We start from the raw sequence: 26,615 nt of genomic DNA on the forward strand, positions 1-26,615 counted from the left end.
AAGACATCGGATCATCTTGTTTTCGCCCCCTATCTGAAACCTATGCGCTAACTTCATTATACCAAACACTTGTTCTTATATCTAGATTTCCGAGCTCATTGTAAGTTTTTAAGGTCATGACTTCGAGTACGAAGATTCTAGGCTTCGCCTAGCCGAAATTCATCCCCTCCCTATAGAGGAAGAGGACTTCTTTCGGATTGCCGTTAAATTATGGTACAATCCGGGTATAACGTCCAAGCGCATTTCAAAGGGAGTGAAAGGTAATGATGAAAGATTCATTAAGCGAAAGTCTAAACGAACAACTTAATTTCGAGCTCTTCTCTGCTCACGTTTACTTAGCCATAGCCGCCTATTGTTCAGGAGAAAGCCTAGATGGGTTCGCTAACTTCTTTATGGTGCAAGCAGAAGAAGAGAAATTTCACGCCATGAAAATTTATAAGTATTTGAACGACAGAGGCCAGCGAGTAACGTTATCCGGCATGGATGTCCCGAATAACGAATATCATTCTATTCTCGATGCGTTCGAGCACGCCTACGCCCATGAGCAAGAGGTAACCAAACGTATTTACCACCTATCCGACCTGGCCATGAACGACCGTGAGCATGCAACCATCCAATTCTTGAAATGGTTTATCGACGAGCAAGTCGAAGAAGAATCCATGTTCGACAGCATTATTAACAAGCTCAAACGGATCGATAAGGACAGCAACGCCTTTTTCATGCTCGATGCCGAGTTCGCACAGCGTACGTTCACCCCGCCTGCCGTATAAACTTCATAATAAGCGCACATTAAAGAGAGACCGACCGTTAAGTTAAACTTATCGGCCAGTCTCTTTTATTGTTGTCGGAATTTACTATCTCTTCGCCGTAAACCGGACAAACTTGCGTTTGCCGACTTGCAGAACGTCACCGTCAGACGGTGCAATATCGCCGTCGATATCCGCGAGCTTCTCTTCGTTCAACCTCACTGCGCCTTGCTGGATGCTTCTTCGGGCCTCGCTGACCGACGCTTGCAACCCTAGCAGGATGAGCAGTTTAGTCACGCGGATTTTACCCTCTACGAGCTCGGCGGTCGGGATAGCGACTTCTTCGATATCGTCCGGGAGCGCCCGTTTCTGAAACACGGTAATAAAATGATTCTCGGCTGCCGCTGCCGCTTCCTCTCCATGGTACATTCGGACGAAGGTGCGGGCTAACCGCATTTTGGCATCTCTTGGATGAACGCTTCCGTCCGCCAATCCTTCACGCAGCGTCTTCAGATCCTCCAGGCTCAAATCCGTAGCCAACTCGTAATATTTCAGCATCAACTCATCCGGCACGCTCATCGACTTGCCGTAGATTTGATTGGCTTCCTCATCGATCCCGATATAATTTCCCAAGCTCTTGCTCATCTTGTTCACGCCGTCAAGACCTTCGAGCAGCGGAAGCATAAGCGCCGCTTGCGTAGCCTTGCCGTATTCCTTCTGCAACGTGCGGCCCATAAGCAGATTGAACTTCTGGTCCGTCCCGCCAAGCTCCACATCGCTATCCAGCGCGACTGAGTCATACCCCTGCATAAGCGGGTAGAAAAATTCATGGACGCTGATGGGCTGGTTGGATTGGAACCGTTTCGTGAAGTCATCCCTTTCCATCATGCGCGCAACCGTAATTTTCCCGGCTAGTCCGACAACGTCCGCGAAAGTTAACGGGGACAACCAAGAGGAATTATAATAAATGGTCGTTTTTTGCGGATCCAAAATTTTGAAAATTTGCTTCTGGTACGTTTCCGCATTGCGCTTGACGTCTTCTTCGCTTAATTGCTTGCGAGTTTCCGATTTCCCCGTCGGATCGCCGATTCTGCCTGTGAAATCGCCGATGATCAATTGCACTTCATGGCCGAGCAATTGAAACTGTCTTAATTTATGTAGGACGACCGTATGTCCGACATGGATATCCGGCGCAGAAGGATCAAGTCCCAGCTTCACCTTAAGCGGTCGCCCAGTCATCACGGATTCCGCAACTTTGTTAACTAGTTCTTCCTCCGGCACGATCTCTACAGTGCCTCGCCTTATCACTTCGAGCTGACGAGCGACCTCGCTTTGCTGCTCAGCGGATAAAGTATTTTTCCCGTCCGTCTTCAATTCCGATTTCCTCCCTCGTGATCACTCGCTTCGTCCCGATTACCGCATTTTCAGGTGCGAATTTCTCTCTTTATAGCACACCCTTCCGAAGGAAGTCAAACGATGGCTAAATGTGCTATAATAGTTCTGTTTGTTGAAGGAGGCTTCCCTATGAATGAGACGAAACAACCCCCTTCCACGCCGGGGCGTAAAGGCGCAGGATTCAGAACGGCCGGAAAAATCGCAGGATTTACCGTGCTTTGGCTTATCTTGTTCGGCGTGTTGGCCGGACTTGTCGGCGCAGGAGCAGTGACTGGATACATCGCTTCTTTAGTAAATGACGACCCGATTCGGTCCCGCAGCCTGATCGAAGAGAAAATAAACGAGAATGCCATAACCGGGTTCGTCTATTTCAACGATGGCACCCCTATCGGACAATTGCGTTCCGAAGAAGATCGTCGCCCTGTTACATACGACCAAATTCCGAAAACAATCATCGACGCGGTTGTCGCGATAGAAGATAAAAACTTCTTCACGCACCCCGGCGTCGATACGAATGGCTTATTCCGTGCGGTCAAACAGCAATTGTTGAACGAGAGCGTGCAGACGGGCGGCAGTACGATTACCCAACAGCTTGCACGGCGCGTATTCTTAAGCTTAGACCAGACTTCCAGCCGGAAAGCCAAAGAAATTTTCCTGTCGCTTAGACTGGAACGGTTTCTGAGCAAAGAAGAAATCATTACGGCCTACTTAAATAAAGTCCCTTATGGGAACGGATCTTCCGGTTATCAAGTTTTCGGAATCAAAGCGGCTTCCAAAGGAATATTCGGCATCGAGAAATTGGAAAAGCTGAACATAGCCCAAGCTGCCTATTTGGCCGGCGTACCGCAACTGCCTTCCTTATATTCCGCCTTTAACGGCAAAGGTGATTTCAACGAAAAGAACTTTAAGCGGGCTGTCGAGCGTCAGAAGCTCGTCCTCAGCCGCATGCTGATTGAAAAGAAGATCACCAACGCGGAATATGAAGAAGCGCTGGCTTTCGATCTCTATAGTTCACTGGCTAAGCCCAGCGAGAAGGCGTATAACACTTTTCCTTACTTAATGCTTGAAGTCGAGCGCCAAGCGGCTGAATTACTCGTTCTGAAACAAAACCCGGAGCTTAAGCTCGAGGATTTGAAAAAGAAAGAAAACTCGGCGCTTATCGAAGATGCGCGCGGACAGCTGCTGCGCAGCGGCTATAAAATAACGACAACGATTGACAAAAAAGTGTATAACCTTATGCACGGAGTAGCTGAAAATCCGGAAAATTTCGCACCCGACCATCCCGTCAAAGGGGTTGAGCAAATTGCCGCCGTTATGATGGACCAGAAAACGGGCGCCATCTTAGGCATGATCGAAGGGCGCGACTTCCATATCGAGCAAATGAACTTCGCCACGCAGATGACGCGTCAGCCGGGCTCAGCGATGAAACCGATCGGCGCTTATTTGCCGGCAATCGACAAAGGGCTCATCCAGCCTGCCAGCGTCCTTGACGATGCGCCTATCATTCTGAAAAACGGCGGAGGCGGCTACCATATTCCGAAAAACTCCAACAACCGTTATTCGGGTCTCGTAACCGCGCGCCAAGCGCTTAACAATTCCTACAATATTCCCGCATTGAAAATATTCCTTAATAAAGTAACGATTAAGGATTCTTGGGCATTCGCCCGTTCCCTTGGAATCACCACGCTGGTGAAAGAGGATGACGCTGCCCAAACGGGCGTAATCGGAGGACTTAAGTACGGCGTTTCGGTAGAAGAGTTGACCAATGCCTACTCCGCGATCGCGAACAAAGGCGTTTTCAACGATGCTTATTTAATTGAAAGTATCCGCGATGCCAACAATGAATTCGTATATAAGCATGAAGCGAATCCGAAACGAATCGTATCCGAGCAATCGGCTTATCTGATGACAGACATGCTTCGCACGGTTGTCACGAACGGTACGGCAACGTCGATCATGTCCCAATTCAAAAATTACGGTAAAATTCCGGTAGTCGGCAAAACGGGAACGACCCAAAACTATGGGGACGTATGGTTCGAAGGTTACACTCCGGACATTACGCTCGGGGTATGGGCCGGATATGAGAAAGTCATTCACACTTTGTCTGCAGACAGCCATGGTCGGGCACGCTCGATCTGGGCGAAAATTATGAACGAAGTTACGGAAGCCAAGCCGGAGCTGTTCCCGACCAAAGCTTTCGAGAAGCCGGACGGCATTGTTTCGATGACCGTATCCAGCGTCAGCGGCAAGCTGCCGACGGAAATAACGAAATCTGCCGGCAAGCTCGTAACGGATATCTTTAACCGTAAATTCATTCCGACGGAGGAAGACGACGCCCTCGTCAAAGTCAAATATATTTCCTACAACGGCGTTAACTACTTGCCGCACCCCGAGACCCCGGAGGATCTGCTGCGGGAGTCCGTAATGGTCGTACGCGAGACGCCGTTAGATACGCTTATAGAGGAATTACAAGCGAAGCTCGGAAAGGTGTCCGCGCAATCCCGCAAATCGCTTGCTTATTATTTACCGAAGGATGCCGCTCAAAGCGCTCCTTCCAAGATCGATCCGCGCGTAGACGATGGGGGCGCCCCGAGACCTCCAGCGCACATCTCGGTGGAAACCATGAACGGCTTGGCGAGGATTTCGTTTACGCCTTCCACGCAAGCCGATGTTGCTGGCTATAGGCTCTATCGTTCCGTTAATGGCGGGGCCTTCGAGAAAGTCGAGGCTTCCGTACCGACGGGGGAGGACCCGAAATTCGTCAACTACATCAGCTCAAACCAAACCTATCGTTATTATGTCGCGGCCGTTGATGTTGTCGGCAATGAATCCGCACCGAGCGAGTCCATATCGACGGACGGCGGTCAAATCATAACCGATCCTAACATACCGGATGGCGGCGATCCCGGATTCCCGGATAATCCGAACAACAGCAACAATCCCACAACGCCAACAGGGCTTAAAGCGGAAGGAACGGATATCGGCGTTACGTTATCGTGGAATGAGAATCCGGGCAGTGAAGGCGTAACCCAGTATCAGGTATGGTATAGTTCGACTGAACGCGGTAAATACAAGCTGCTCGGAACGACGGAATCCGCATCCTTCGAGTATATTGCTCCTATGTCGACCGGATGGTATCGCATAACGGCGATAAATTCGTCCGGAGAGTCTTCTCCTACCCGGTCTGTCGAAGTTTAATCTACAGAGCCCGCCACCGTCTTGTACGGGGGCGGGCTTTGTATAACGAGAAAATAGCGCAAACCTAGTCCCATATATTTGGGCGCTCGATTTCAGCCGTTCTACCGGTTTCCAATCCAGACTTTCCTCAGGAATACTTTCCCACACTTTAATGCTCCTACGTCTAACTTCTTCATATAGCTGAAGTGAGCTTGTGAACTAGCCACGTTTACATTAAGATAGTGAACATTAAGAACAACAATGGATTGCTACATGTGACGCATATGGGGGATTTGAATAGATGGATGAAATAAAACGAGACTTTTCAAAAGCAAGCCATAGCGATCAAAATGATTCGACTTCCTCTGACACAATTCACAGTGACTTGCTTGCCACCAAAGATCTTGTTTATAACCCCTGCAGGTTTGATTGCTCTCGACCACTCTTAGAAGAACAAAATGCTGAGTATGGGGCTTATGTATTTAACTTAGATGGTCTCTCCATTAGATTTCGAGTCGCAAAAATCACTCCTACAAAGATCGGGCAATTTGTGACTTTATGGGAGAGAATTGGAGATGGACCAATCCAACCATACGACGTATCCGATCCAGCCGATTTCTTTGTTATTAGTACACGCAAAGGTAGTAACTTTGGTCAGTTTATATTTCCAAAGGCTGTTTTATATGATCACGATATCGTATCCAATCAAGGCAAAGGCGGTAAAAGAGCAATGCGCGTTTACCCACCTTGGGACAATCCTACGAGCCGTCAGGCTCAGAAAACTCAAATATGGCAATTGGAATATTTCCTAGACATACCTGAGAATCTCCCGATAGACTTCGTTCGTGCTCAACTGCTTTACGGTCCCAATCGTTAAAGGCATAAGTAAATTACAAATCAAAAAACCTCCCTTCGAGCGAGTACGTTAAAACGTACCCACCCTAGGGAGGTTTTAAGTAATTAAAACTAGATTCTAATCTTCAATCGTGGACAAGTCGCCTGTAGGCAAGTTGAGCTCCCAAGCTTTCAGCACCCTGCGCATGATTTTACCGCTGCGGGTTTTGGGAAGCTTATCTTTGAATTCGATCTCGCGCGGGGAAGCATGGGCGGAAAGCCCTTCCTTTACGAACTTGGCGATGTCGGCTTTTAACTCATCCGATGGCGAGTAACCTTCCCGCAAGGAAATGAATGCTTTAATAATCTCTCCGCGAAGCGGATCCGGTTTCCCGATAACGCCCGCTTCGGCGACAGCAGGATGCTCTACGAGCTTGCTCTCTACCTCGAAAGGCCCTACTCGCTCGCCGGAAGTGTTAATGACGTCATCGATACGCCCTTGGAACCAGAAGTAACCTTCGTCGTCCTGGTAAGCGGAATCACCCGAAACATACCATCCCGGGATATGGAAGTACTCCGCGTATTTCATCGGGTTGTTCCATATTTTACGCATCATCGACGGCCATGGTGTCCGGATCGCAAGATTACCCATGCGGAACGGCGGCAATTCATTGCCTTGATCATCGATAATCGCAGCTTGAACGCCTGGAACCGGCCGCCCCATCGAGCCCGGCTTAATCTCCATGCTCGGATAGTTACAGATTAATTGTCCACCTGTTTCCGTCATCCACCACGTATCGTGAATGCGTTGACCGTAAACCTTGTTGCCCCAACGGACAACTTCGGGATTCAGCGGCTCACCGACGCTCAACACATGGCGCAAGCTGGACAGATCGAACGAATTAACGACATCGTCACCCGCCCCCATCAGCATGCGGAATGCTGTCGGTGCGCTGTACCATACGGTTACTTTATATTTTTGAATCGTCGAGTACCAATCCTGAGGGCTAAATCTGCCGCCGCGAACGACGTTGGTGACCCCGTTCAGCCAAGGCGCGAAAATACCGTATGAAGTTCCCGTTACCCAGCCCGGATCGGCCGTGCACCAGTATACGTCGTCTTCCCTCAAATCCAGAACGATACGTCCCGTATGATAATGTTGGAGCATCGCGTTCTGAACGTGGAATACCCCTTTGGGTTTGCCTGTAGAGCCTGATGTATAATGCAAAATAAGTCCGTCTTCCCGATCAAGGAAAGTCAACTCCGCAGTATCGGAAACATTCGCCATCGCTGCGCGATAATCGACGATTCCGTTGCCCTCTTCGACATCGTCACCATATAGGATAACATGTTTAAGATCTGGGAGTTCCGCCCGCGGAACCCGCGACAACAGCGCAGGGGTCGTAACGATCGCTACCGCGCCGCTATCCTGAAGGCGATCTCTGACAGCCGTCTCCATGAATGCTTCGAATAACGGACCTACGACTGCGCCAACTTTAAGCGCGCCGAACAAACTAAAGTACAATTCCGGCGTGCGGGGCATGAAAATAAATACTCGGTCTCCCTTATCAACGCCTAACCCGCGAAGCACGTTGGCAAACCGATTGGATTGCCTCGACAATTCCGCGAAGGAGTAGCTTTCGTCACGCTTGCTGTCGCTGTAGTGAAGCGCTATTTTGTCCCCCCGGCCGTTCTCTACATGGCGATCGATCGCTTCGTAAGCCATATTGACCTTGCCGGTCGACGCCCAAGAAAATTGATTCTCGACATCCGCCCAGTCGAAGCTCTTTACCGCATCTTCATACGTTCCCATGTTTGCCGCCGTCGCTGTGACGGCTAATTTCTCGTCAGACTGAAATGTCACGATCCATCACCTTCCAAATTGGAATACATGCATTCGATATCGAATGCGCTTTCATTATCATGAGGTAATTGTCTTCTCTGCCAAAATTCATTATATCACATTGAGTGTGAGCTAGGCATAGGGGAAAAGAACCTTTTCAGGCACAAAAACGACGATATTTTCCGCCCCGATTTCAGACGCGCTGTTCCTCCCCCATCCCCCTATAGTGTATAATGACATCAAAGTTAGCACGGCTGAAGGGAGAACGGCATGGAGCATATCAAATCTTATGTCCGGTATCCAATAGACCGAAATGGCCGATCCTTGATCGTTGAAGGTCCCGTATCACCTGAAACGTTAAGCGAATGGACGCTCCATCAGAAATTGGACGCTTTTAGAAGGCCTAAAGAGCAGCATCAGGCATTAGTTGAAATCGCCGAGCTTCCGGAGGGGAGAATCATCCTTGCGAGGGAAGAGAACGTCATCGTCGGATACGTCACTTTCCACTACCCGGACGAGATGGAACGGTGGTCGGAGGGCGGCATGAAAGACCTTGTCGAGCTTGGCGCGATCGAAGTAGCGGATGATTACCGCAATCTCGGTCTAGGTAAAGCGCTCATCACCGCAGCGTTTCATGACGGTCAATTGGACAATATGATCGTTTTTACGACCGAATACTATTGGCACTGGGATCTGGAATCCAGCGGGTTAAATGTGTGGGAATACCGCGAAATGATGGAACGGCTAATGAAATCGGTCGGAATGGTCTGGTTTGCTACGGACGATCCGGAAATATGCGCGCACCCCGCCAACTGTTTGATGGTGAGAATAGGCAAAGACGTCCCCCTCTCCTCCGTGGAACAATTCGACCGGGTACGATTCCGGCAACGCTTTATGTATTAGTGCCAAACAAAGCGGCTTCGCCGCACTTGGAACAGCTCTGATGAAAGGCAGGCGACCTCCACTGGATTCGAGAACGATTTGGATCAACAATTCGGCTTCCGGGCTTTATCGTTTTCATGACGATCATCCTTTTCATCCCATACGCCTGGAATTGACGGAAAACCTTTTGCGAGCTTGCGGAGCATTGGATAATAAACAAATGTCTCCTCCCTTCTCTCAAGAAGAAGCCGAACAAGTTATCCGCGATATTCATAGACCCGATTACATCGATGCAGTAACCGCTTTAAGCTCCGAAAACCCGGACATGGCTGCAATAAAGCTAGCCGCGCAATACGGCCTCCAAGCTGATGGGGATACTCCTTATTTTCACGGCATGCATGAAGCTTCTATAGCGGTGGCCGCCGGGTCTCTCGCAGCAGCTGAAGCGGTTATGTCGGGACGAGCGGATCATGCGCTGCATCTGGCAGGAGGGCTTCATCACGCTTTTCCCGACCGCGCTTCCGGCTTCTGCGTTTACAATGACGCCGCGGCAGCGATATCCTATATTCGGCATCATTATAAAGCACGAGTACTCTATATCGACACGGATGTTCATCATGGGGACGGCGTTCAATGGTTTTTCTATACGGATCCCGAGGTGTTCACGCTATCCATACACGAAACGGGCAAATTTCTGTTTCCAGGCACGGGCTTCCACCATGAGAGAGGAGATTCCTCCGGCTATGGAGCCTGTCTGAATCTATCCATGGAGCCCTATACGGAAGACGAGTCATGGCTCGATTGTTTCCGGCAAGCCGTGGAGCATGCCGCCCGCTCCTTCCGACCCGATATTATCGTCAGCCAGCATGGCTGTGATGCGCATGCGTTCGACCCGCTCGCCCATATCCATTGCAGCATGGAAATTTATCGTGAAATGCCGCGAATCATCCACGACTTAGCGGATCGTTATACGCAGGGCAAGTGGGTGGCGCTTGGCGGCGGCGGGTATGATCATTGGCGGGTAGTGCCTAGAGCGTGGAGTTTGTTGTGGCTGGAGATGAGCGGTCATCCTCTTCTCAATAAGATCGATTCAACGGAGAATGGCGGCCCTCTTCCTCAACAATGGCCTAACATGAATACGAACCGCAAGCCCGACTTTCCGCTCCCAAGCACATGGCTTGACGACGTGGGTTCCTGGACCTCGATGCCAAGAAGAGCGGAAATAACCGCCAAAAACAAAACCATGCTGGAGCTAGCCTTGCAGCATATCGGATAGGCGTAGATGTCCCCCATATAATACCTCAGGCTTCTTAACCGAAATCTATTGATTTCGGTTATTTTTTATAAACATTTATTCCGAAACGTCTTGGGTGTTAACCCGGTTTCACGCTTGAATATGCTGCAGAACTGAGCATCATTTACAAACCCCGTTTCCGAAGCAATATCGGATATGCGCATTTTTGTGCCCAGCAGCAGAGATTTAGCGAACTCGATCCGCTTGAGAAATATATACCGTAACGGGGCGATCCCCATTTTTTCTTTAAATAAATGCCTGAACCGCCCATAGCTGTATCCCGACATTATCGCCAATGATTCAACAGAGACATCCTGCTGATAATGTTCATCCATGAAGTTAATGACATACTGCAACTGATCTTCCTGCGGCTGCGGAATTCCTTTTAGCCCGATTAATCTTTGAAGATGAATGGTGAGCTCTTCAACCATTAGATTAAGCATATCGGAATATCCGTCCCGCTTTTGCGTGAACTCCTGTTTCATGCGAAGAAGGAATTGTCCGATCGTTTGATCGTTGTCATCCTCGTACATGCTTTTCAAATCCTTCAAATCAACATGACTGGAATGAAACCCGATGCAAAGCACGTCAGATTCCTCTGCTACATGGTGCTCATCATGCAGAACGTGGGGAGAAATAATTGCAAAACTATTGTCCTGGAAGTTGTATTTCCGCCTTCCGATTTGCGTTACCCCCTGCCCCCGAAAATAATAAACGAGTTCGTGGCAGCCATGCTGATGGGCTTGGATGTAAGTTTGCTGCGGATGCTTGATAAAGAAAATGAAATTAATCCGGCTCATGCATTCACCTCCTCCCTACATATAATTAGCCAAATCATATAATAGTTCGATCGAAAATAGATAATGATTTATTTGGATTCTTGTTATGATTATATCACCCCGCTAATCAAATCATAAATTAGAAGGGAAGACAACTTGTTTATTCGGCTTCAAACGTAAGCGATTACAACAATAAAACCTGTATAAAGGATGGAAGGAATTTGACTATGAATCGAATTATTATCGACACGGATATCGGCAGCGATATCGATGACGCAATGGCATTGGCACTTGCTATGAGATCTCCGGAAATAACTATAGAAGGCGTAACGACCGTTTACGGAGACGTCGACTTGCGGGCCAGAATGACTCGAAAAATGCTTCAGTATGGACAAAGAGAAGATGTACGGGTTTATCCAGGCATCAACAAGCCCCTGCTCCACAATCGAGAAATCTGGCTTGCGGGACATGAGGGCAAAGGAATTCTAACGGAGGAGGACGTTAATCTTGAGATCGAGTCAAAGCATGCCGTTGATTTCATTATCGAGACCGTGATGGCCAATCCCGGACAAATCACTTTGGTACCGATCGGCCCCCTTACTAATATCGCCGCATGCATTATTCGCGAGCCGGAACTGGTGAACAATGTAAAGGAGATTATCATGATGGGCGGCGTAACGCGCCTTGGCGATAACGGAGCCAGCCTTGCGACGGTAGAGCATAATATCGTCAGCGATCCGGAAGCAGCGTCTCTCGTATTCGGAAGCGGGGCCAAAATCGTAATGGTAGGACTCGATGTCACACTCAAAGTGGTTATTACGGACGAAGAACAACGCAGGCTGCATGAGACTGGAGATCCACTGAATATGGCTTTAGCACGAATGCTGGAGGAATGGTTCAGCTTTGTCAAGAAACCAAAAACCTTTATGCATGATCCGTTAACCATTTCTTTATTAATCGACCGGACGCTCGTGCGTACGAAGAAAATGAAAGTTCATGTCGAGTATGACCATCGTCAGAAGACGGGCCAAACCGTAGCTGCTTTGTCCGATGACGGGAACGTCGAGGTGTGTCTGGAGGTCGATCAAGACAGATTCATGAAACTGCTCATGGAGAGGCTGACTACGATATAAATGCAGTCGAACGCGGTCATTAGCTGAACTCAATCGATATATAAAAGGGGATTATTAACCAATGAAAAAATCATTACCTCTTCTTCTGCTGCTTGCGTTAATTACGACCATCTTGGCCGGCTGCCAATCCAAAAACGACGTTTCCCCCGATACCGCAAGCGAAACGACCGGCCAGAATGCTGGCAAAGAAACCGAAATTACGATGGTTACCCTCAGCGATTACGATAAATACGGTCTTAACGATGTAATCTCCAGCTTCGAGAAAGCAAATCCAACAATTAAGGTAAAGCTGGAAATGTACCCTTTTAACAACTACTTCGAAACCCTCGAAGTCAAACTAGGCTCAAGGTCCACCGATTACGATCTTATCATGGTGGATGGTCCGCTCATCTCCAACTACACGGTAAAAGGATATTTGGCTCCTCTTGACTCCTACCTGAAGCCGGAGCAGTGGAATTCCAAATGGGTGGATTCCTCTGTAAAGGCCGGAACCTATAACGGTAAATTGATGGCGGCGCCGATGGATACATCTACTCAGGTGCTCTATTACAACAAAGATCTTTTTGAACAAAAAGGAATTACGCCTCCGTCCTCCGATCCGGATCAAAGATGGACTTGGGAGCAAGTTGTCGATGCAGCCGCAAAGCTGACCTACGACACCAATGGAGACGGCCAGAACGATGTGTTCGGATTCGGGTTCGAACAAGTTAGCCGCGCCTATCAAATTCTTTCCCTTTCGGATAGCCTTGGAGCCAAACCGCTTAGCGATGACGGTTTGGTGGCGACGGGTTATACCAATTCCGACAAATTCGTTCAGGCCGGTAAGTTCTATTACGATTTGTTTCATACTTCCAAGGTAAGTCCAAAAACGGATCAAACCCAAGAATATTTCAAGACGGGTAAGCTGGCCATGCTGATCGGCGGCACTTGGGATCCGAAAATATTCGCCGAGGCGAAGGTTAACTTCGGTATTGCGCTGCATCCTTATTTCGCCGGTCAGAAAGCGGCTACGCCTACTGGCAGCTGGCACCTTGGCATCAGCGAGACATCGGGGAAGAAAGAAGCCGCCGCTAAATTCATTGAATATTTGACCCTGGGAGAGGGAGCGAAAATTTGGTTTGAAAAAGACGGTTCGCTTCCAGCCAACGTGGACGTCCTAAACGCAATTGATCAGGATCCGAAGTACGATCAATTCCCGAACAACTTATACCGCATCGCTTCCTATGAAGCCAAAAATACGGCCGTCTCTAGACCGGTGACCCCAGGATACTTGGATTGGGAATCCCTTTATTTCAAAGCTTTCGAGGACATCCGCAACGGCATTGAGCCGAAGCAAGCGCTTGATGGTATTGTCACGCAAATGGATCGCCAGTTGAAAAAGTATGAATAGAAGGGGCAGCCCACATGGCCAAAGTGAAGTACACGCCCTACTTATTCTTGCTGCCAGCAGTCTTGTTACTTCTTATTTTCAAAATGTATCCGATCGTTCTGGGGTTTAAAACAAGTCTTTACACGGAAAGTTTCATCGGCAACATCGAATCGTTCGCGGGTTTTGACAACTACACGGGACTGTTCACGGATACAGTGTTTTGGAAATCGGTATACGTGACATTGTTTCTGAACGTCTTCATCAACCCGATTCAAGTCGTTTTATCCTTTATACTAGCGATTCTGCTTAACAAAAAGTTAAAAGGGATTAGTCTATTCCGCAGCATCAATCTGCTGCCCGTCGTCGTATCGCTCCCGATTGCATGCATCCTATGGAACATCATGCTAAGCCCGGAACAAGGCATCGTGAATTCGATTTTGAATTTCCTTCATTTGCCCCAACAGCCTTTCCTTGCAAGCCAGCATCAGGCCATTTGGATCATTATCGCGATCGCGACCTGGAAAGGGGTTGGATACTGGTCCGTCTTCCTGCTCGCAGGGCTGCAGGAGGTTCCTGATTCGTTGTATGAAGCGGCTAATATCGATGGCGCAAGCAAATGGGAGCAATTCAAAAACGTCACTTTTCCGTTGATGAAGCGACCGCTCACCTTCGTTACCGTAACCGATACGGTTACCAACTTCTTGTTGTTTGCGCCTATGTATCTTCTGACCAAAGGTGGACCCCAGAACAGTACCAACGTATTGATGCTGGAAAGCTACAACAGCGCCTTCGTCTATTCGGACCCGGGGAGAGCCTCCGCGATCGTCATGTTGCTGTTAATTCTAATTTTGACCATTATCGCCTTGCAATTTCGTATGCTTCGTTCCAAGGTATGACATCAGGGAGGTATTCGCTCGTGGCCTCGACCAAACCGATCAAGGAAATTGCTTATTACGCGCTTCATATTCTGATCGTGCTGGCGATCGTCTCGCCGTTGCTGTTTGCATTAGTCTCTTCCGTGAGGCCCTTAAACGACATCTTTAAGTACGTGTCGCCGGTAACTTGGAGAACGTTTATCCCAACGGAGATTACCCTGCAAGCTTATGTTGATTTATTCAAGGAATGGGCATTTGGCACCATCCTTTTCAACACGCTCTTGGTGGCTGTAGCTACGGTTTTATTCGGCATTATCATTGGATCGATGGCTGCGTTTTCTTTTGCCAAATTCGAATTCAAGGGCAAGAGCCTGCTATTCGGTTTTGTATTGCTGACCTTCATGATTCCGTTCGAAGTCATCGCCATTCCCCTATACCGGCTTATCGACCAGCTCAATTGGATCGACTCTTATTATGCGTTGATCGTTCCAGCGGTCGCGAACGGATTGGTTATCTTCTTGTATCGTCAGTTTTTCATGGACTTGCCGAACGCTTTAATTGAATCCGCTCTTCTTGACGGCGCCCGTTGGTGGAAAATTTATACCGCAATCATAATGCCTCTATGCAAACCGGTGTCTATCAGCGCAGGATTGATGCTTTTCATCTCGCAGTGGGAATCGTTCCTCTGGCCGCTTCTCGTAACGCACTCACAGAAATTCAGGGTCATCCAAGTGGCATTAAGCGATTTTACGACGGAACACTCTACCCTATGGAACGAAATGTTCGCCATGGCGGTAATCGCGGTCATTATCCCGATTCTGATCTTGCTCCCACTCCAGCGCTACTTTGTGCAAGGAGTTACGAACACCGGGATTAAAGAGTAACTGAAAAAGCCAAGCCTACCGATACAACCGGGATGGCTTGGCTTTTATTTATAGTGCTTTTACCATCTCATTCACGATAGCAAAAGATCGATTAGCTGCCTCTACCGTAAACTCCGCGAAATTAACATGAGCAGAGCCGTCCGCTTTATCCGACATCGAACGGATAATGACATGCGGAATGTTATTCATGTAGCATACTTGGGCTACGGATGCCCCTTCCATCTCCGTGCAGGCACCACCTAGCTCGTCATATAGTCCCTTCACGGTAGACCGATCGGCGATAAATTGATCTCCGGACAGCACTTTTCCAGTAAGGCACCGGTCGGCATATACTTTCTGCCCGGCTGCCTCCGCTAACGCGATTAATCCGCTGTCGGATGGATATTCCGACACTTCTTGATAAGGGATCGTCCCTCGCGGGAAGCCTAGGGCCGTAACGTCGACGTCATGCTGCAAGCTGCTTGTCGAGATTACGATGTCTCCGATGTTCAATTGCGGGTCTACAGCCCCTGCCACGCCGGTGAAGATAATCGCGTCCGCGCCAAAGCGATCAATCAATATTTGGGTACAAACCGCCGCATTGACTTTACCCACCCCCGAGCGGGTTAGAACGACTTTCTTGCCTTGGAATTCACCCCGATGATACGTAATGCCGGCATGTTGTTCTGTCAGTCTATTATCCAACTGTGCCAGCAGCAGCTCGATTTCTTCCTGCATGGCACCCATAATCCCTATTGTTCCGTAAGTCATTATGATCATCCTCTCCAATCTTCTCATAAAGAGGCCCCGCACCGTCGGAAAATATCGGTGCAGGGCTTTCTATCTTTTCATTCATTTCCTTTAGTTGCCTTTAGGCCCCGTAACGGAACGGCGAGTAATTAATTCATGCGGCAAAGTCACCTTGGAATTCTCCACGGATTCTTTCTTCATCAGCTTCGTGAGAAGCCTCATGGAGACAGCGCCGATATCGTACATCGGCTGTGCCACCGTAGTCAGAAGAGGGCGAACCATGGAAGAAATACGGCTGTTGTCCACGCTGATGACGGAAACGTCTTCGGGAACGTTGAGACCGGCATCCTGAATGCAATGTATCGCTCCGATCGCCATTTCATCCGTCGCGGAGAATACCGCCGTAGGACGTTCGGGCAAATCGAGGAAATATTGCATTGCCTCAATACCTGACTCGTACTTATAATTGCCGATTCTGACGAATTCCTCGCGGTACGGCAAGCCGGCTTGGGAAAGCGCGCGTTTGTAGCCTTGGTAACGAGCGTAACCGTTCGCTGGATCCTGCAAAGTGCCGCTGATCATGGCAATCGACTTATGTCCTTCTTCGATGAGTCGATTAACCGCATCGAAAGCAGCATCTTCGTGGTTAATGTCCACGGACGGGATCGAGCTCTTCTCGTCGGTCGTCGCGCAAAGCACGATTGGAACATTAGAAGATTTGAAAGCTTGGACGTGCTCGTCCGTCACCGCGCCGCCCATGAATAACAAGCCGTCGACCTGTTTCTCCAAGAGCGTATTGATGACTCTGATCTCTTTGTCTTTACGTTTGTCCGCATTACAAAGAATAATATTGTAATGATACATATTGGCAATATCTTCGATGCCCCGTGCGACTTCAGCAAATATCGCATTAGCAATATCGGGGATGACAACGCCGACCGTTGTCGTTTTCTTGCTCGCTAAACCGCGAGCAACAGCATTAGGCCGATAGCCGAGACGCTCAATGGCTTCGTATACCTTCTTGCGGGTTTGCGGTTTGACATTCGGATTGTTGTTGACGACTCGAGATACTGTCGCCATCGAAACACCAGCTTCGCGTGCCACGTCGTAAATGGTTACCGTCACAATAGTTCGCTCCAATGTTCGTGACCTGGATGCATAAGCTTGTCCGGTCATGGATTATTAAGGTAATCATACGACAAAACCGCATGTTTAGCAATCTGACATGTGGTTTATTGACCGCATGAAGTTGAGATTAGGGGTTGTTCACAGAAGATCCAAGCTTTTCCGATAGGAAAGAGTACGTAATATGCCAATGCGAGGTATCCCACACCGGTTGGCCATCCTTCACAAGAATCGTTTGCGGAGAGGCATGTTTGATTCCTAATTGCTCGGCGATCGCGTTGCTTACCGGACGTTCCTCGATGACGTGGACGATTGCAAAATCTACCGGAGCAGTCGCCGCATCCTCTATGTAGTGCATTAATTCTTCGTGTGCCCCGGCGCTGATCGAGCAACTCGTACTATGTTTGAAAATAAGCAATGGCTTATCGGAACTCGCTTTTAATGCATCGTCCCATTGCTCAACCGTCATAAGCTGTTGAATGCCCGCCATCTTTCAGCCTCCTTTAGAGTCAATATGATAATCGTATCAGAAAAAAGAACCATTCGCAAAAAAACGGGGGATACGACCCCCGCTTACCGTTTTTGATCACTACGATATGTATTGGCCGCTCAATTGAGATAAACGGTTCGACAATTCCATCTTCCAAGTTTCATCCTCTAACGATGAGGCTATCAGCCATAAATCCAGCAATTGGTTGACCCGTTCCTCGGCGGCTCGGGCAATAACGGCTGCCTGCAACGAATCGGAACGATTCATAGCTTGGGATAGAACCCCTGCCCATTCATGCACTTGATCGAACGGAATGCTGCGCGGCGAGGGCTTCGATCCCAACTGGCCGACCAGCTTACCGACATCCTCTTTAACGCCTGGGAACACATCGTTTCTTCCGCACATGGAACAATTGTAAACCGGAACGTTGTTGATATTCACTTTTTTGGCGAAAATAACGGTACGGAGCACGAGATTCATATCTCCACCGCAAGAACAGCGCTTAAGCAACGGGATTCTCTCCTTAGAAATAAAGAGCTTTCTCGTAACTTATTCGCGACGAAACGGATGATATCCTGCTTCATTCCTAGGTGTAATATTTGGAACCGCGCCTATTAAATAGGACGAAAAAGATCAGAACAATCAGTCCGGCAACCGCGGCTCCTATTCCGTCGTGCAGCAAATCCATAGGATCGGGAGACCTCATGGGGACATAAGACTGATGCCACTCGTCGGTCAAGCCGTAGAGCACGCATATCGCGACATTAAGCGCTAATCCCCGCCACGTAGCAGCTCTCCGTCCCATCGCAAAAGCAACCGTCAGTCCGAGAATGAAATAGGCGACGTAGTGCATCGGATTAAAATCGGTTAAACCGGGCAACCACTTCTGCACCCAGGGAAGAATACTGTCCAATTGTTCGCCGCTCCTTGAGGAGGTGATGAAAATGGCCAGCATGCAAAATATAGCCGGCAGGTATCTCCATTTTTGGGCCAAGATTTCGTTCTCCCTTCATTTCCGGTACAATAGATTCTGACGACCCCATGATTGGGACAGGGATGGAGGACTGCAATAATGACAACAACCAAAAGAGTCGTATGTTTGCTAGATGATGAATTTGAAGATTTGGAGCTTTGGTATCCGGTTTATAGAGCCCGGGAAGAAGGTGCCGAAGTATTGTACGCCGGTCCGGAAAAAGGACGCAAGCATATCGGCAAATACGGCGTGCCGGCCGTAGCCGATATCTCGTATGACGAATTGGATGCCGATCGTTTCGACGGCTTGCTCGTACCCGGAGGCTGGGCGCCCGACAAAATCCGCCGCGACCCCCGCGTCCTTGATTTCGTGCGCCGAATGAACGATTCGGGCAAACCGATCGGGCAAATTTGCCACGCCGGCTGGGTGCTCATTTCCGCCAAAATACTCGAGGGCAGAACCGTAACTTCAACGCCCGGAATTCGGGACGACATGGAGAACGCCGGCTCAATCTGGCTTGACGAAGCGGTCGTTATCGACCGTAACATCGTATCGGCCCGCAGGCCGCCGGATCTTCCGCCTTATGCCAAAGCCTTCTGCGATTTGCTGTTCGGGAGATAAACTACAATTCTAGCCTTCATACCTTCGGATTATCACAATCCCTCGGAATGAAGGCTTTTTTGTGCGACACCGTGAAAATGGTCGATCGCTTTAGAGAAGCGGTTGCGCGTTGCCCGGGGCAAGCGCGGCTTCCGCATGGAAGCTTTCGGCCAGACGCCGTACTTCGCGTGCCGTCTTGCAACGGAACATTTGCTCTAGAAGCCTGCGGCTGTCCGAAGCCTTCGTGCGCAGCATGCTTTCTTTGACCGGCAGGATCGCTTGGGCGGACAAGCTTAATTCTTCGATACCGAGTCCTAGCCATATCGGCAACGCGTTCACGTCGCCGGCGATTTCACCGCATACGCTGACCGGAATTCCGCTCGCCTTGGCCGCGTTCGTAACGGTTCGCAGCATGCGAAGAATGGCCGGATGATACGGCTCATACAAATAACTGATTTGCTCGTTCATCCGATCGACGGCCAAAGTGAATTGAATCAAATCATTCGTTCCGATACTGAAAAACGACACTTCGTCCGCCAGCAAATCCGCGATCGCGACCGCTGCCGGAACCTCGATCATAATGCCGGCTTTGACATCGGAACGGTGAGGGACACCCTCCTCGACCAATTCCCGCTGGGCTTCGGCTAACACCTCGTTCGCTTCCCTTACCTCTTCGACGGAAGCGATAAGCGGGTACATGATTTGTACGTCTCCGTATTGAGAAGCGCGAAGGATGGCGCGCAGCTGGGTTTTGAACAAATCTTTACGTTCTAGGCTAAACCGGATAGCCCTGAATCCGAGGAACGGATTTTCTTCTTCGGGCAACTCGTAATAATCAAGCTGCTTGTCTCCGCCAATGTCAAGCGTGCGAACGATTAAAGTCTCGCCGTTAAGCTTCTCCGCGACAGCCCGATAAACTTCGAACTGCTCTTGCTCGGTTGGAAACTGATTCCGGTCCATGTAAAGGAATTCCGTACGAAACAATCCTACGCCTTCCGCCCCATTGTTAAGCGCCGCCTCTAATTCCTTAAGCGAGCTAATGTTCGCCGCCAGCGTCAACGATACCCCATCCTGCGTAACTGCAGGCACTTCCGCGATCGTCAACAGCTGCTCTCTCGCGGCAAGCTGGCGTTTGCGTATTTCCGTGTAGCGAGACACCATTTCCGGAGTCGGATCCACTTGCAGCAATCCGGTTCCGCCGTCGATGATGAGCAAATCCCCTGTCCCGATCGTCAGCTCCAGCTTTCCTTCTACTCCCATGACCATCGGAATACCGAAAGCTCGGGCCATGATCGCCGAATGCGAGGTCGGACTCCCCACCATCGTAACGATGCCCAGCACAAGGTCCGGCTTAAGGTGAACGAGCTGAGAAGGCGACAGTTCGCGTACGACGAGCACGAATGGCTGAGTATCTTCGGGAAGGGCGATATCCGGAGCTCCGAGCAGGTGTTTGAGGAGACGGTTCCCGACGTCCTTAATGTCGAGCGCGCGTTCTTTCATATATTCGTCGTCCAAGAGATCGAACATGGTCACGAAATGGTCGATAGCTTCTTTAACGGCCACCTCCGCCACTTTATACTGCCGTTGAATGATGCCCTGAATTTCGTTCATGAACACCGGATCTTCCAGAATAGCTAAATGGGCATCGAAAATACTCGCTTCCTCCGACCCAACGACTTCATCCAGCTCCGTTTTCATCTGGTTGATCTCGGTTTTGGAGCGCCTTATCCCTTCATACAAGCGGTCGAATTCCTTAGCTAAATCGGCCACATCGATTTTCTGATCCGGCAGCTCCCACTCCCAATGCGGCAGAACGAACGCTTTACCGATGGCAATTCCTTGCGAGGCCCCTAACGCTTGAATCATTTCTCCGCCCCCTTGTTCTCTCTCTCATGCACGACAACAGACATTACAGCGGCTTGACCCTTTTTGACTGCCTTATACGGAGCGAAACGCCAAGATTTCACGATTTCGGGATTCGTTATAACCATTGGCGTCGAGAGCGATTTCGCATGCTGCTTAAGGCTTTGAATGTTAAATTTCATTAACGGCTGTCCAGGCGATACTTCGTCCCCTAGCTTGGTCAGCATCGTAAAGCCTTTTCCTTCCAGATGCGAAGTATTGATCCCGACATGCAGCAACACTTCCAACCCGTCTTTCGTCAACAATCCGATCGCATGCAAGGAAGGATGAATGTGAATGACCTTTCCTTGAATCGGAGCGACCAATTCGCCTTTTTCGGGAATGAAGGCCACACCTCGGCCAACGAGCCGCTTAGCGAAAATAGGGTCGTCGACTTCCTCCAGAGGAATCATTCTGCCTTGCACGGGGGAGTGGAATTGAATCTGCTGCACATCCGTCTGCATATGCTTATGTATCTCTTCGCGAATCAGCTCCGAAAACGTACCGAATACGACCTGAACATGCCCGCCGCCTAGCCGAATGACTCCCGCCGCTCCTAAGTGACGCAGCGATTGCACATCCACTTTTCGGTCATCCTCCAAAGTCAGTCGAAGGCGAGTGATGCATGCTTCAAGCCTGATCATGTTCTCTTTACCGCCCAAAGCTTGCAGGATCAAAGGAGCGCGGTATGGAATATCGCCCGCCCAGTCGTCCAACCTTGTCGCGTCCTCCCGGCCCGGGGTCGCCAATTGAAAACGCCGGATGCTCCAACGGAACATGACGTAATAGATAATTCCCACTGCGACGCCTATCGGAATCAGCAGCCAGCCCCGCTTGGCCAGCGGCATATTAACCAAATACTCAAGCGCACCCGCTGAGAAGGTAAATCCGTGACGAATATCCAGTTCATAGACTAGCCACATGATTCCGCCGGACAAAAGCGCATGCACGAGAAACAAATACGGAGCTACGAATAAGAACGCGAATTCGACCGGCTCCGTAATTCCCGTAAGAAAGGAACCGAGCGCGGCCATCCGGAACTGCTTGCTCGTCTTTGGCTTCAAATCTTCCCGTGCTTCGTGGATGATCGCGAAAGCGACGGCCGGCAAGGCAAACATCATCGTCGGATACAATCCCGCCATGAATATGCCGGCAGACGGATCTCCCGCGAAAAAACGCGGTAAATCGCCGAAATAAACGGCCCCATCGGCACCCTTGAATTCGCCGACCTGAAACCAGAATAAATGATTCAAAATATGATGAAGGCCGAAAGCAACGAGTATACGATGGAGAAATCCGTATAGAAAAACTCCGAAGCCCCCTGCGGAGTTAACGAGCATTCCCGCGGATGCCGCCCAGCTCTTCAACCCTTCGCCTGCCGCGATCATGATCCAGGCGAAAATCAACGAAACGATGCTCATGAATAGCGGAACAAACCGGGATCCCCCGATAAACTGCAGGAATTCCGGCAATTGAAAGGATTTGAACCGGTCATGGGCCCAAGCGGACACGATGCCGATGACGGCGCCGGCGAACATGGACGGTTGAACGCCGTTGGGATCGTAAGTATGGGTGACGATATGAAAAATAAACATTCCCGTTAAAGCGGCCATGCCCGCGGTAGCGGTCTGGTTGGACATTCCGAGCGCGATGCCGATCGCGAATACGTAAGGAACGAACTGAAAGATAGCCATTCCAGCGGCGTGCAGAAGTTCCGGAACTTGCGGCCAGCCGAGTGAATCCCAAGGCAATCGCGATAACATGAGGAATATGGCGGCCGCGGGAAGCACGGTCATCGGGAGCATCATGGCCCGGCCCAACCGTTGGAGATAACCGACTCCAAACAAGTTTCTCCCCCTCCTTTCCGATGGAAAATTGTCGTTAAGGCTTAAAAGCGAAAAAGATGACCATAGTATTGGGGGCGACGATGTATCTCTCTCCAGCCGCATCCTGTCCGCCCATTGCCTCGATTAGATTACAAGGTGGCAATGGGCTCCCAGAGGCGGACGTAAACTCTTACGAGAGATACATCTCTGCCCCCTAAAGGGGTCATCTTATTAGCTTTAACCTTACAACCAGACAATTTTCCATTGCCTATTTTTATTTTTTACCGTGCGGGAGAAGGATGGAGTCCTCTACTTTGATGCAGCGGTCCATAATGATTTTGAGCCCGCCTTCCGTGGCGATTGTTGCGGCTTCTTCATTGGAAATACCGAGCTGGAGCCATAGAACCTTGGCACCTGCGGCTACGGCCTCCACCGCGATGGGAGGCGTGTGCTCGGGGCGGCGGAAGACGTTAACGATGTCGATCGGAACGGGTACGTCTTTGAGTGAGGCATAGCTTGTTTCGCCTAAAATAGAAGTCGCGTTCGGATTAACCGGAATGATCCGGTAACCTTTGCGCTGCATCGCTTCGGACACCATATGCGAGGTTTTGGACGGATCGTCCGACAAGCCGACTACGGCAATCGTCTGGGAGTCCAGCAAAATTTGTTTGATCTCTTCGCGGGACGGATGAACGTATGACATGATTATGTGCCTCCTTCATCTTGGTAAGTTCGGATTAGTTTACCCACTCCACTTGAGCGCCAAGCGATTTGAGATGATCGAAATAGATCGGGTACGATTTGGCGACATGATGCGCATCCTTGATCCGAATCGGCTGCGCGGAGCGCAAGCCCACGATCGTGAGCGCCATGATGACCCGGTGATCGTAATGGGCGTCGATTTCCACGCCGCCTTCTACCCCTTCCGGGCGGCCGTGAACGATAATCTCGTCTTGCTTCTCTTCTACTCTTGCCCCTGCTTTGCGCAACTCCGTCAAGTAATCCGTAATCCGGTCGCATTCCTTGTACCGCAAATTCTCGACGTTATAGAAACGGGAAGTGCCTTCGGCGAATACGGCTGCTGCAACCATAGCCAGCACTCCATCCGTAAATTCGTCTCCGTCGAACTCCACTGCGGTCAAACGTCCGTTGCCTTTCACATGAACGATACCGTTCTCATGCGTAAGCGGGACGTTCATCGCCTTAAGAACGTCAACGACGGCGCGTTCCCCTTGCTTGCTCTCCTCCAACAGGCGATGGACAATGACATCGGACTCCGTTACCGACGCCGCGGCTAAGATCGCGGCAGAACCCGGGTAATCTCCTTGCACCGTGTACGTCTGAGCCTTGTACTTCTGTTTGCCGGGAATCCGGTAGCGCATAAGATCCTCGGAAGCTTCTATGGTTATGCCCGCTTGCGCAAGCACCTCTAATGTTTGGCCGATAACGACTTTGGACTTCAAATCATGCAATACTTCGATCTCGCTGTCCTCGTCAAGAAGAGGGGTCAAGAACAATAACGAGCTTAAGAATTGGGAGCTTACGCTTCCCGAAACTTGTATTTTGCCGCCGCGCGGATTTCCACCGCGAATCGTCATCGGCAGGCGTCCGTTCTGATGCTCGATTTGCACGCCCATACTTTCAAGTGCCGTAATTAAATCGTCATGCGGCCGTTTACCTAACGATTGAGGATAAGCGTTGACGAAGTTGACCTCCGGAAGCAACGCGGCTATGGACATAATAAACCGCAAAACCGCTCCCGCATTTCCTACGTCCAACTCCTTCGTCGGATGAGGATGCCGACCGAATCCGGTAATGACGATCTTCTCGTCGTCCTCTTCCACAACCGCGCCTAGATCGTGAATACAGCGGCGCATCGCCTCTCCGTCTTCGCTGTGGGCTGGATATAAAATCGTGCTTGTCCCTTCCGCTAACGCTGAAACGAGCAAGTAGCGGGTCGTATAATTTTTGGAGGATAACGCTTGAATTTCACCTTTAAGACTTCTTGTAGGGGTAACGATCATATCCATGAACAAACACGCTCCTCGTTGACTATGTATGTAGAAGATCACCTAATCCGACGCCGATTGCGGTTAAACCAAAACCCCCAAAGTAAGTAGCACCCAAATATAACGCTAACGTAATCCGGGATCCTTTTTGGCACATCGTTGCTTTCTGTACGTTTAATGTGGAATATGTCGTTAATCCGCCTAATATGCCAATGACCGCAAAGGCATAAGCCGCAAGATGCTCTTGCTCTAAGTGAAGCCCAATAAACAATCCCATCGCGCACGAACCGGCAAGATTAACGATTAACGTTCCGTAGAAACTCGGTTTATGCTTGGCGACGAATAAACGTCCGATCCCGTAACGCATAAGCGCACCCAGCGCTCCGCCAATTCCGACCAAAATGACTAGCCCCGATTCGTTCATGCAGCTGCGCCCCTTCCCCAGGTCAAACCGGCTGTCGCAAGCAACCATCCGCCAACCGCGCTTAACAACAGGTAAGCTGCTGCGGAAAAATAAGCTGCATGCTGACACAACTGCCATAACTGTCCGTTAAAAGCGCTGAAGGTTGTAAACGAGCCTATAAAACCCGTACCCATCACTTCGCCGAACCAAGCAGGAGCGCTTCGACGGGACAACCAACCGATTAAAAGACCCAAAAGCAAAGAACCGGACAAATTAATGAATAGCGTTGCGTAAGGGAAGGAAGACGCCGAACCTTGCGGGAATAAAAATCCGATTTCATAACGCGTGACCGCCCCAAGAAAGCCAGCGGCGGCAATACCAAGCGCGATCCTCAAGATTTCCTCGCTCCTTCATTGACAGCCCCATGCGCAGTTTCTTATGATGAACCTATATTCAAAGGAAAGGATGACCGATCATGAGCTCATATGCAACGACGACAGTCGAGGAATTAAAAAAACGGCTCGATGCCGGCGAGAATATTCATCTCATCGACGTTCGCGAGGACGAGGAAGTCGCTCAAGGAATCATTCCGGGAGCTGTTCATTTACCTCTTGGCCAAGTTCCGCAACGTCTGGACGAAATTCCTAAAGAAGAGGAAGTCATCTTCATCTGCCGCAGCGGCTACCGAAGCGATCAGGCTTGCCAGTATTTGGCCTCTTTAGGGTATAAAGGCGCTACCAACCTCATTGGCGGAATGCTTGCGTGGACGAAACTTCCTTAAGCCAAGCCTTTTATGACTTAGGCTGAGGTAACCAACGAATCAACAATTCAGTCACTTCCGAAGGCGATCGCTGGGTCGTATCCACCGATACGTGCGCGAAATCGTAGGCATGCCGCCTCGTCTCGAGCAGGGCGGTTACGCGCTCCTCCGCATCGCCTGCCAGAAGCGGCCGCGTCCCCGCCGCAGCGGCGCTCGTTACGCGACGGATCAAGCTTTGCTTGTCCGCCGTAAGCGCGATAACCCATCCCCCGGATAACATCGCGCGCCGGTTAACCTCACGAAGCACCGCTCCGCCTCCGGTTGCCACCACCTGACGCCCTCTGCCTAGAACATCCGCAAGTACTTTGCTTTCCCAATCGCGAAAAACCTCTTCCCCGTCTTCCGAGAACATCTCTTTAATGGACCGTCCGGCTAACCTTTCGATCTCTTCATCCGTGTCTTTGCTTTCCCAACCGAGACGCTCCGCCAGCAATCGGCTGACCGTCGATTTGCCCGTCCCCATGAAACCGACAATGATAATATTGCGGCTTGAGTCGTTTCCGCTCAAAACAAGTTCCCCATTCCTA

At 50.0% G+C, this 26,615-nt stretch carries 26 protein-coding genes; 11 read left to right on the forward strand and 15 right to left on the reverse strand.

Annotation, left to right across the window (positions count from 1 at the left end):
* Window positions 1-266: 266 nt before the first annotated feature.
* A complete protein-coding gene (locus K7P76_RS20760; protein ID WP_304518416.1) occupies window positions 267-770 on the forward strand; it encodes a ferritin in 504 nt (167 codons plus the stop codon).
* Window positions 771-854: 84 nt separating this feature from the next.
* Here the strand turns inward: K7P76_RS20760 and tyrS are convergent, their stop codons facing one another.
* On the reverse strand, window positions 855-2,120 hold the full coding sequence (gene tyrS, locus K7P76_RS20765) for a tyrosine--tRNA ligase (protein ID WP_232187235.1): 1,266 nt from the start codon (window positions 2,118-2,120) through the stop codon (window positions 855-857).
* 150 nt (window positions 2,121-2,270) lie between these two features.
* Here tyrS and K7P76_RS20770 point away from each other — a divergent pair, with 150 nt between their 5' ends.
* Window positions 2,271-5,339 (forward strand): transglycosylase domain-containing protein, encoded by a 3,069-nt coding sequence (locus tag K7P76_RS20770; RefSeq protein ID WP_232187236.1) that lies wholly within the window; start codon window positions 2,271-2,273, stop codon window positions 5,337-5,339.
* A gap of 280 nt (window positions 5,340-5,619) precedes the next feature.
* Window positions 5,620-6,195, forward strand: coding sequence for a MepB family protein (locus K7P76_RS20775; RefSeq protein ID WP_232187237.1), 576 nt, complete (start codon window positions 5,620-5,622; stop codon window positions 6,193-6,195).
* Between the two features lie 96 nt (window positions 6,196-6,291).
* On the opposite strand, the gene acsA is transcribed toward K7P76_RS20775, so the two are convergent.
* Window positions 6,292-7,965, reverse strand: a complete 1,674-nt coding sequence (gene acsA, locus K7P76_RS20780) for an acetate--CoA ligase (protein ID WP_232187470.1) — start codon at window positions 7,963-7,965, stop codon at window positions 6,292-6,294.
* A 300-nt stretch (window positions 7,966-8,265) separates the two neighbouring features.
* Here acsA and K7P76_RS20785 point away from each other — a divergent pair, with 300 nt between their 5' ends.
* The gene (locus K7P76_RS20785; protein WP_232187238.1) at window positions 8,266-8,898 is read left to right on the forward strand and encodes a GNAT family N-acetyltransferase; all 633 of its coding nucleotides are present in this window, start codon (window positions 8,266-8,268) and stop codon (window positions 8,896-8,898) included.
* A 40-nt stretch (window positions 8,899-8,938) separates the two neighbouring features.
* Window positions 8,939-10,153, forward strand: a complete 1,215-nt coding sequence (locus K7P76_RS20790) for an acetoin utilization protein AcuC (RefSeq protein ID WP_232187239.1) — start codon at window positions 8,939-8,941, stop codon at window positions 10,151-10,153.
* 65 nt (window positions 10,154-10,218) lie between these two features.
* On the opposite strand, the gene K7P76_RS20795 is transcribed toward K7P76_RS20790, so the two are convergent.
* A complete protein-coding gene (locus K7P76_RS20795) occupies window positions 10,219-10,971 on the reverse strand; it encodes an AraC family transcriptional regulator (protein WP_232187240.1) in 753 nt (250 codons plus the stop codon).
* A gap of 206 nt (window positions 10,972-11,177) precedes the next feature.
* Between K7P76_RS20795 and K7P76_RS20800 the strand changes: the two genes are divergently transcribed.
* The 4 genes from K7P76_RS20800 (at window position 11,178) to K7P76_RS20815 (ending at window position 15,211) form a co-directional block, all read left to right on the forward strand.
* The gene (locus K7P76_RS20800; RefSeq protein ID WP_232187241.1) at window positions 11,178-12,083 is read left to right on the forward strand and encodes a nucleoside hydrolase; all 906 of its coding nucleotides are present in this window, start codon (window positions 11,178-11,180) and stop codon (window positions 12,081-12,083) included.
* Between the two features lie 61 nt (window positions 12,084-12,144).
* The gene (locus K7P76_RS20805) at window positions 12,145-13,473 is read left to right on the forward strand and encodes an ABC transporter substrate-binding protein (protein WP_232187242.1); all 1,329 of its coding nucleotides are present in this window, start codon (window positions 12,145-12,147) and stop codon (window positions 13,471-13,473) included.
* A 14-nt stretch (window positions 13,474-13,487) separates the two neighbouring features.
* Window positions 13,488-14,348, forward strand: coding sequence for a carbohydrate ABC transporter permease (locus K7P76_RS20810; protein ID WP_232187243.1), 861 nt, complete (start codon window positions 13,488-13,490; stop codon window positions 14,346-14,348).
* A gap of 20 nt (window positions 14,349-14,368) precedes the next feature.
* The gene (locus tag K7P76_RS20815; RefSeq protein ID WP_232187244.1) at window positions 14,369-15,211 is read left to right on the forward strand and encodes a carbohydrate ABC transporter permease; all 843 of its coding nucleotides are present in this window, start codon (window positions 14,369-14,371) and stop codon (window positions 15,209-15,211) included.
* A 48-nt stretch (window positions 15,212-15,259) separates the two neighbouring features.
* On the opposite strand, the gene K7P76_RS20820 is transcribed toward K7P76_RS20815, so the two are convergent.
* The 5 genes from K7P76_RS20820 to K7P76_RS20840 form a co-directional block, all read right to left on the reverse strand.
* Window positions 15,260-15,961, reverse strand: a complete 702-nt coding sequence (locus K7P76_RS20820; RefSeq protein WP_232187245.1) for a 5'-methylthioadenosine/adenosylhomocysteine nucleosidase — start codon at window positions 15,959-15,961, stop codon at window positions 15,260-15,262.
* Window positions 15,962-16,051: 90 nt separating this feature from the next.
* Window positions 16,052-17,065 (reverse strand): catabolite control protein A, encoded by a 1,014-nt coding sequence (ccpA, locus tag K7P76_RS20825; RefSeq protein WP_232187246.1) that lies wholly within the window; start codon window positions 17,063-17,065, stop codon window positions 16,052-16,054.
* A gap of 130 nt (window positions 17,066-17,195) precedes the next feature.
* Entirely contained in the window at window positions 17,196-17,555 is a 360-nt protein-coding gene (ytxJ, locus tag K7P76_RS20830; RefSeq protein ID WP_232187247.1) for a bacillithiol system redox-active protein YtxJ, read from the reverse strand.
* Between the two features lie 99 nt (window positions 17,556-17,654).
* Window positions 17,655-18,065: a TraR/DksA C4-type zinc finger protein gene (locus K7P76_RS20835; protein WP_232187248.1), complete on the reverse strand. Its 411-nt coding sequence runs from the start codon at window positions 18,063-18,065 to the stop codon at window positions 17,655-17,657.
* Between the two features lie 76 nt (window positions 18,066-18,141).
* The gene (locus K7P76_RS20840; protein ID WP_232187249.1) at window positions 18,142-18,549 is read right to left on the reverse strand and encodes a VanZ family protein; all 408 of its coding nucleotides are present in this window, start codon (window positions 18,547-18,549) and stop codon (window positions 18,142-18,144) included.
* A gap of 78 nt (window positions 18,550-18,627) precedes the next feature.
* Between K7P76_RS20840 and K7P76_RS20845 the strand changes: the two genes are divergently transcribed.
* A complete protein-coding gene (locus K7P76_RS20845) occupies window positions 18,628-19,149 on the forward strand; it encodes a type 1 glutamine amidotransferase domain-containing protein (RefSeq protein ID WP_232187250.1) in 522 nt (173 codons plus the stop codon).
* A gap of 90 nt (window positions 19,150-19,239) precedes the next feature.
* Here K7P76_RS20845 and ptsP read toward each other — a convergent pair whose 3' ends face one another.
* The 6 genes from ptsP to K7P76_RS20875 form a co-directional block, all read right to left on the reverse strand.
* Window positions 19,240-20,994 carry a phosphoenolpyruvate--protein phosphotransferase gene (ptsP, locus tag K7P76_RS20850; protein WP_232187251.1) on the reverse strand — a complete coding sequence of 585 codons (1,755 nt, stop codon included), beginning with the start codon at window positions 20,992-20,994 and terminating at the stop codon, window positions 19,240-19,242.
* Complete coding sequence (locus tag K7P76_RS20855) at window positions 20,991-22,838, reverse strand: glucose PTS transporter subunit IIA (RefSeq protein WP_373692457.1); 1,848 nt, start codon at window positions 22,836-22,838, stop codon at window positions 20,991-20,993. Before K7P76_RS20855 ends, ptsP begins: the two co-directional genes overlap by 4 nt.
* 292 nt (window positions 22,839-23,130) lie before the next feature.
* A complete protein-coding gene (locus tag K7P76_RS20860; RefSeq protein WP_232187253.1) occupies window positions 23,131-23,559 on the reverse strand; it encodes a CoA-binding protein in 429 nt (142 codons plus the stop codon).
* Between the two features lie 34 nt (window positions 23,560-23,593).
* A complete protein-coding gene (gene aroA, locus K7P76_RS20865) occupies window positions 23,594-24,886 on the reverse strand; it encodes a 3-phosphoshikimate 1-carboxyvinyltransferase (RefSeq protein ID WP_232187254.1) in 1,293 nt (430 codons plus the stop codon).
* Window positions 24,887-24,908: 22 nt separating this feature from the next.
* Window positions 24,909-25,289 (reverse strand): fluoride efflux transporter FluC, encoded by a 381-nt coding sequence (locus K7P76_RS20870; RefSeq protein ID WP_232187255.1) that lies wholly within the window; start codon window positions 25,287-25,289, stop codon window positions 24,909-24,911.
* Window positions 25,286-25,663 (reverse strand): fluoride efflux transporter FluC, encoded by a 378-nt coding sequence (locus K7P76_RS20875; RefSeq protein WP_232187256.1) that lies wholly within the window; start codon window positions 25,661-25,663, stop codon window positions 25,286-25,288. The genes K7P76_RS20870 and K7P76_RS20875 overlap by 4 nt, the downstream gene beginning before the upstream one ends.
* An 80-nt stretch (window positions 25,664-25,743) precedes the next feature.
* Here K7P76_RS20875 and K7P76_RS20880 point away from each other — a divergent pair, with 80 nt between their 5' ends.
* Entirely contained in the window at window positions 25,744-26,049 is a 306-nt protein-coding gene (locus K7P76_RS20880; protein ID WP_232187257.1) for a rhodanese-like domain-containing protein, read from the forward strand.
* Window positions 26,050-26,059: 10 nt separating this feature from the next.
* Here K7P76_RS20880 and K7P76_RS20885 read toward each other — a convergent pair whose 3' ends face one another.
* The gene (locus K7P76_RS20885) at window positions 26,060-26,596 is read right to left on the reverse strand and encodes a shikimate kinase (protein WP_255678677.1); all 537 of its coding nucleotides are present in this window, start codon (window positions 26,594-26,596) and stop codon (window positions 26,060-26,062) included.
* Between the last annotated feature and the right edge of the window lie 19 nt (window positions 26,597-26,615).

Source organism: Cohnella silvisoli (genome assembly GCF_021190915.1).
GTDB classification, from domain to species: Bacteria; Bacillota; Bacilli; order Paenibacillales; family Paenibacillaceae; genus Cohnella; species Cohnella silvisoli.

What these genes read in the sequence shown, in the direction of transcription:
- K7P76_RS20760 (WP_304518416.1), top strand. Translation starts at nt 267, where the DNA reads ATGAAAGATTCATTAAGCGAAAGTCTAAACGAACAACTTAATTTCGAG.
- K7P76_RS20770 (WP_232187236.1), top strand. Translation starts at nt 2,271, where the DNA reads ATGAATGAGACGAAACAACCCCCTTCCACGCCGGGGCGTAAAGGCGCA.
- K7P76_RS20775 (WP_232187237.1), top strand. Translation starts at nt 5,620, where the DNA reads ATGGATGAAATAAAACGAGACTTTTCAAAAGCAAGCCATAGCGATCAA.
- acsA (WP_232187470.1), bottom strand. Translation starts at nt 7,965, where the DNA reads ATGGGAACGTATGAAGATGCGGTAAAGAGCTTCGACTGGGCGGATGTC.
- K7P76_RS20785 (WP_232187238.1), top strand. Translation starts at nt 8,266, where the DNA reads ATGGAGCATATCAAATCTTATGTCCGGTATCCAATAGACCGAAATGGC.
- K7P76_RS20790 (WP_232187239.1), top strand. Translation starts at nt 8,939, where the DNA reads ATGAAAGGCAGGCGACCTCCACTGGATTCGAGAACGATTTGGATCAAC.
- K7P76_RS20795 (WP_232187240.1), bottom strand. Translation starts at nt 10,971, where the DNA reads ATGAGCCGGATTAATTTCATTTTCTTTATCAAGCATCCGCAGCAAACT.
- K7P76_RS20800 (WP_232187241.1), top strand. Translation starts at nt 11,178, where the DNA reads ATGAATCGAATTATTATCGACACGGATATCGGCAGCGATATCGATGAC.
- K7P76_RS20805 (WP_232187242.1), top strand. Translation starts at nt 12,145, where the DNA reads ATGAAAAAATCATTACCTCTTCTTCTGCTGCTTGCGTTAATTACGACC.
- K7P76_RS20810 (WP_232187243.1), top strand. Translation starts at nt 13,488, where the DNA reads ATGGCCAAAGTGAAGTACACGCCCTACTTATTCTTGCTGCCAGCAGTC.
- K7P76_RS20820 (WP_232187245.1), bottom strand. Translation starts at nt 15,961, where the DNA reads ATGACTTACGGAACAATAGGGATTATGGGTGCCATGCAGGAAGAAATC.
- ytxJ (WP_232187247.1), bottom strand. Translation starts at nt 17,555, where the DNA reads ATGGCGGGCATTCAACAGCTTATGACGGTTGAGCAATGGGACGATGCA.
- K7P76_RS20845 (WP_232187250.1), top strand. Translation starts at nt 18,628, where the DNA reads ATGACAACAACCAAAAGAGTCGTATGTTTGCTAGATGATGAATTTGAA.
- ptsP (WP_232187251.1), bottom strand. Translation starts at nt 20,994, where the DNA reads ATGATTCAAGCGTTAGGGGCCTCGCAAGGAATTGCCATCGGTAAAGCG.
- K7P76_RS20855 (WP_373692457.1), bottom strand. Translation starts at nt 22,838, where the DNA reads ATGATGCTCCCGATGACCGTGCTTCCCGCGGCCGCCATATTCCTCATG.
- K7P76_RS20860 (WP_232187253.1), bottom strand. Translation starts at nt 23,559, where the DNA reads ATGTCATACGTTCATCCGTCCCGCGAAGAGATCAAACAAATTTTGCTG.
- aroA (WP_232187254.1), bottom strand. Translation starts at nt 24,886, where the DNA reads ATGGATATGATCGTTACCCCTACAAGAAGTCTTAAAGGTGAAATTCAA.
- K7P76_RS20870 (WP_232187255.1), bottom strand. Translation starts at nt 25,289, where the DNA reads ATGAACGAATCGGGGCTAGTCATTTTGGTCGGAATTGGCGGAGCGCTG.
- K7P76_RS20880 (WP_232187257.1), top strand. Translation starts at nt 25,744, where the DNA reads ATGAGCTCATATGCAACGACGACAGTCGAGGAATTAAAAAAACGGCTC.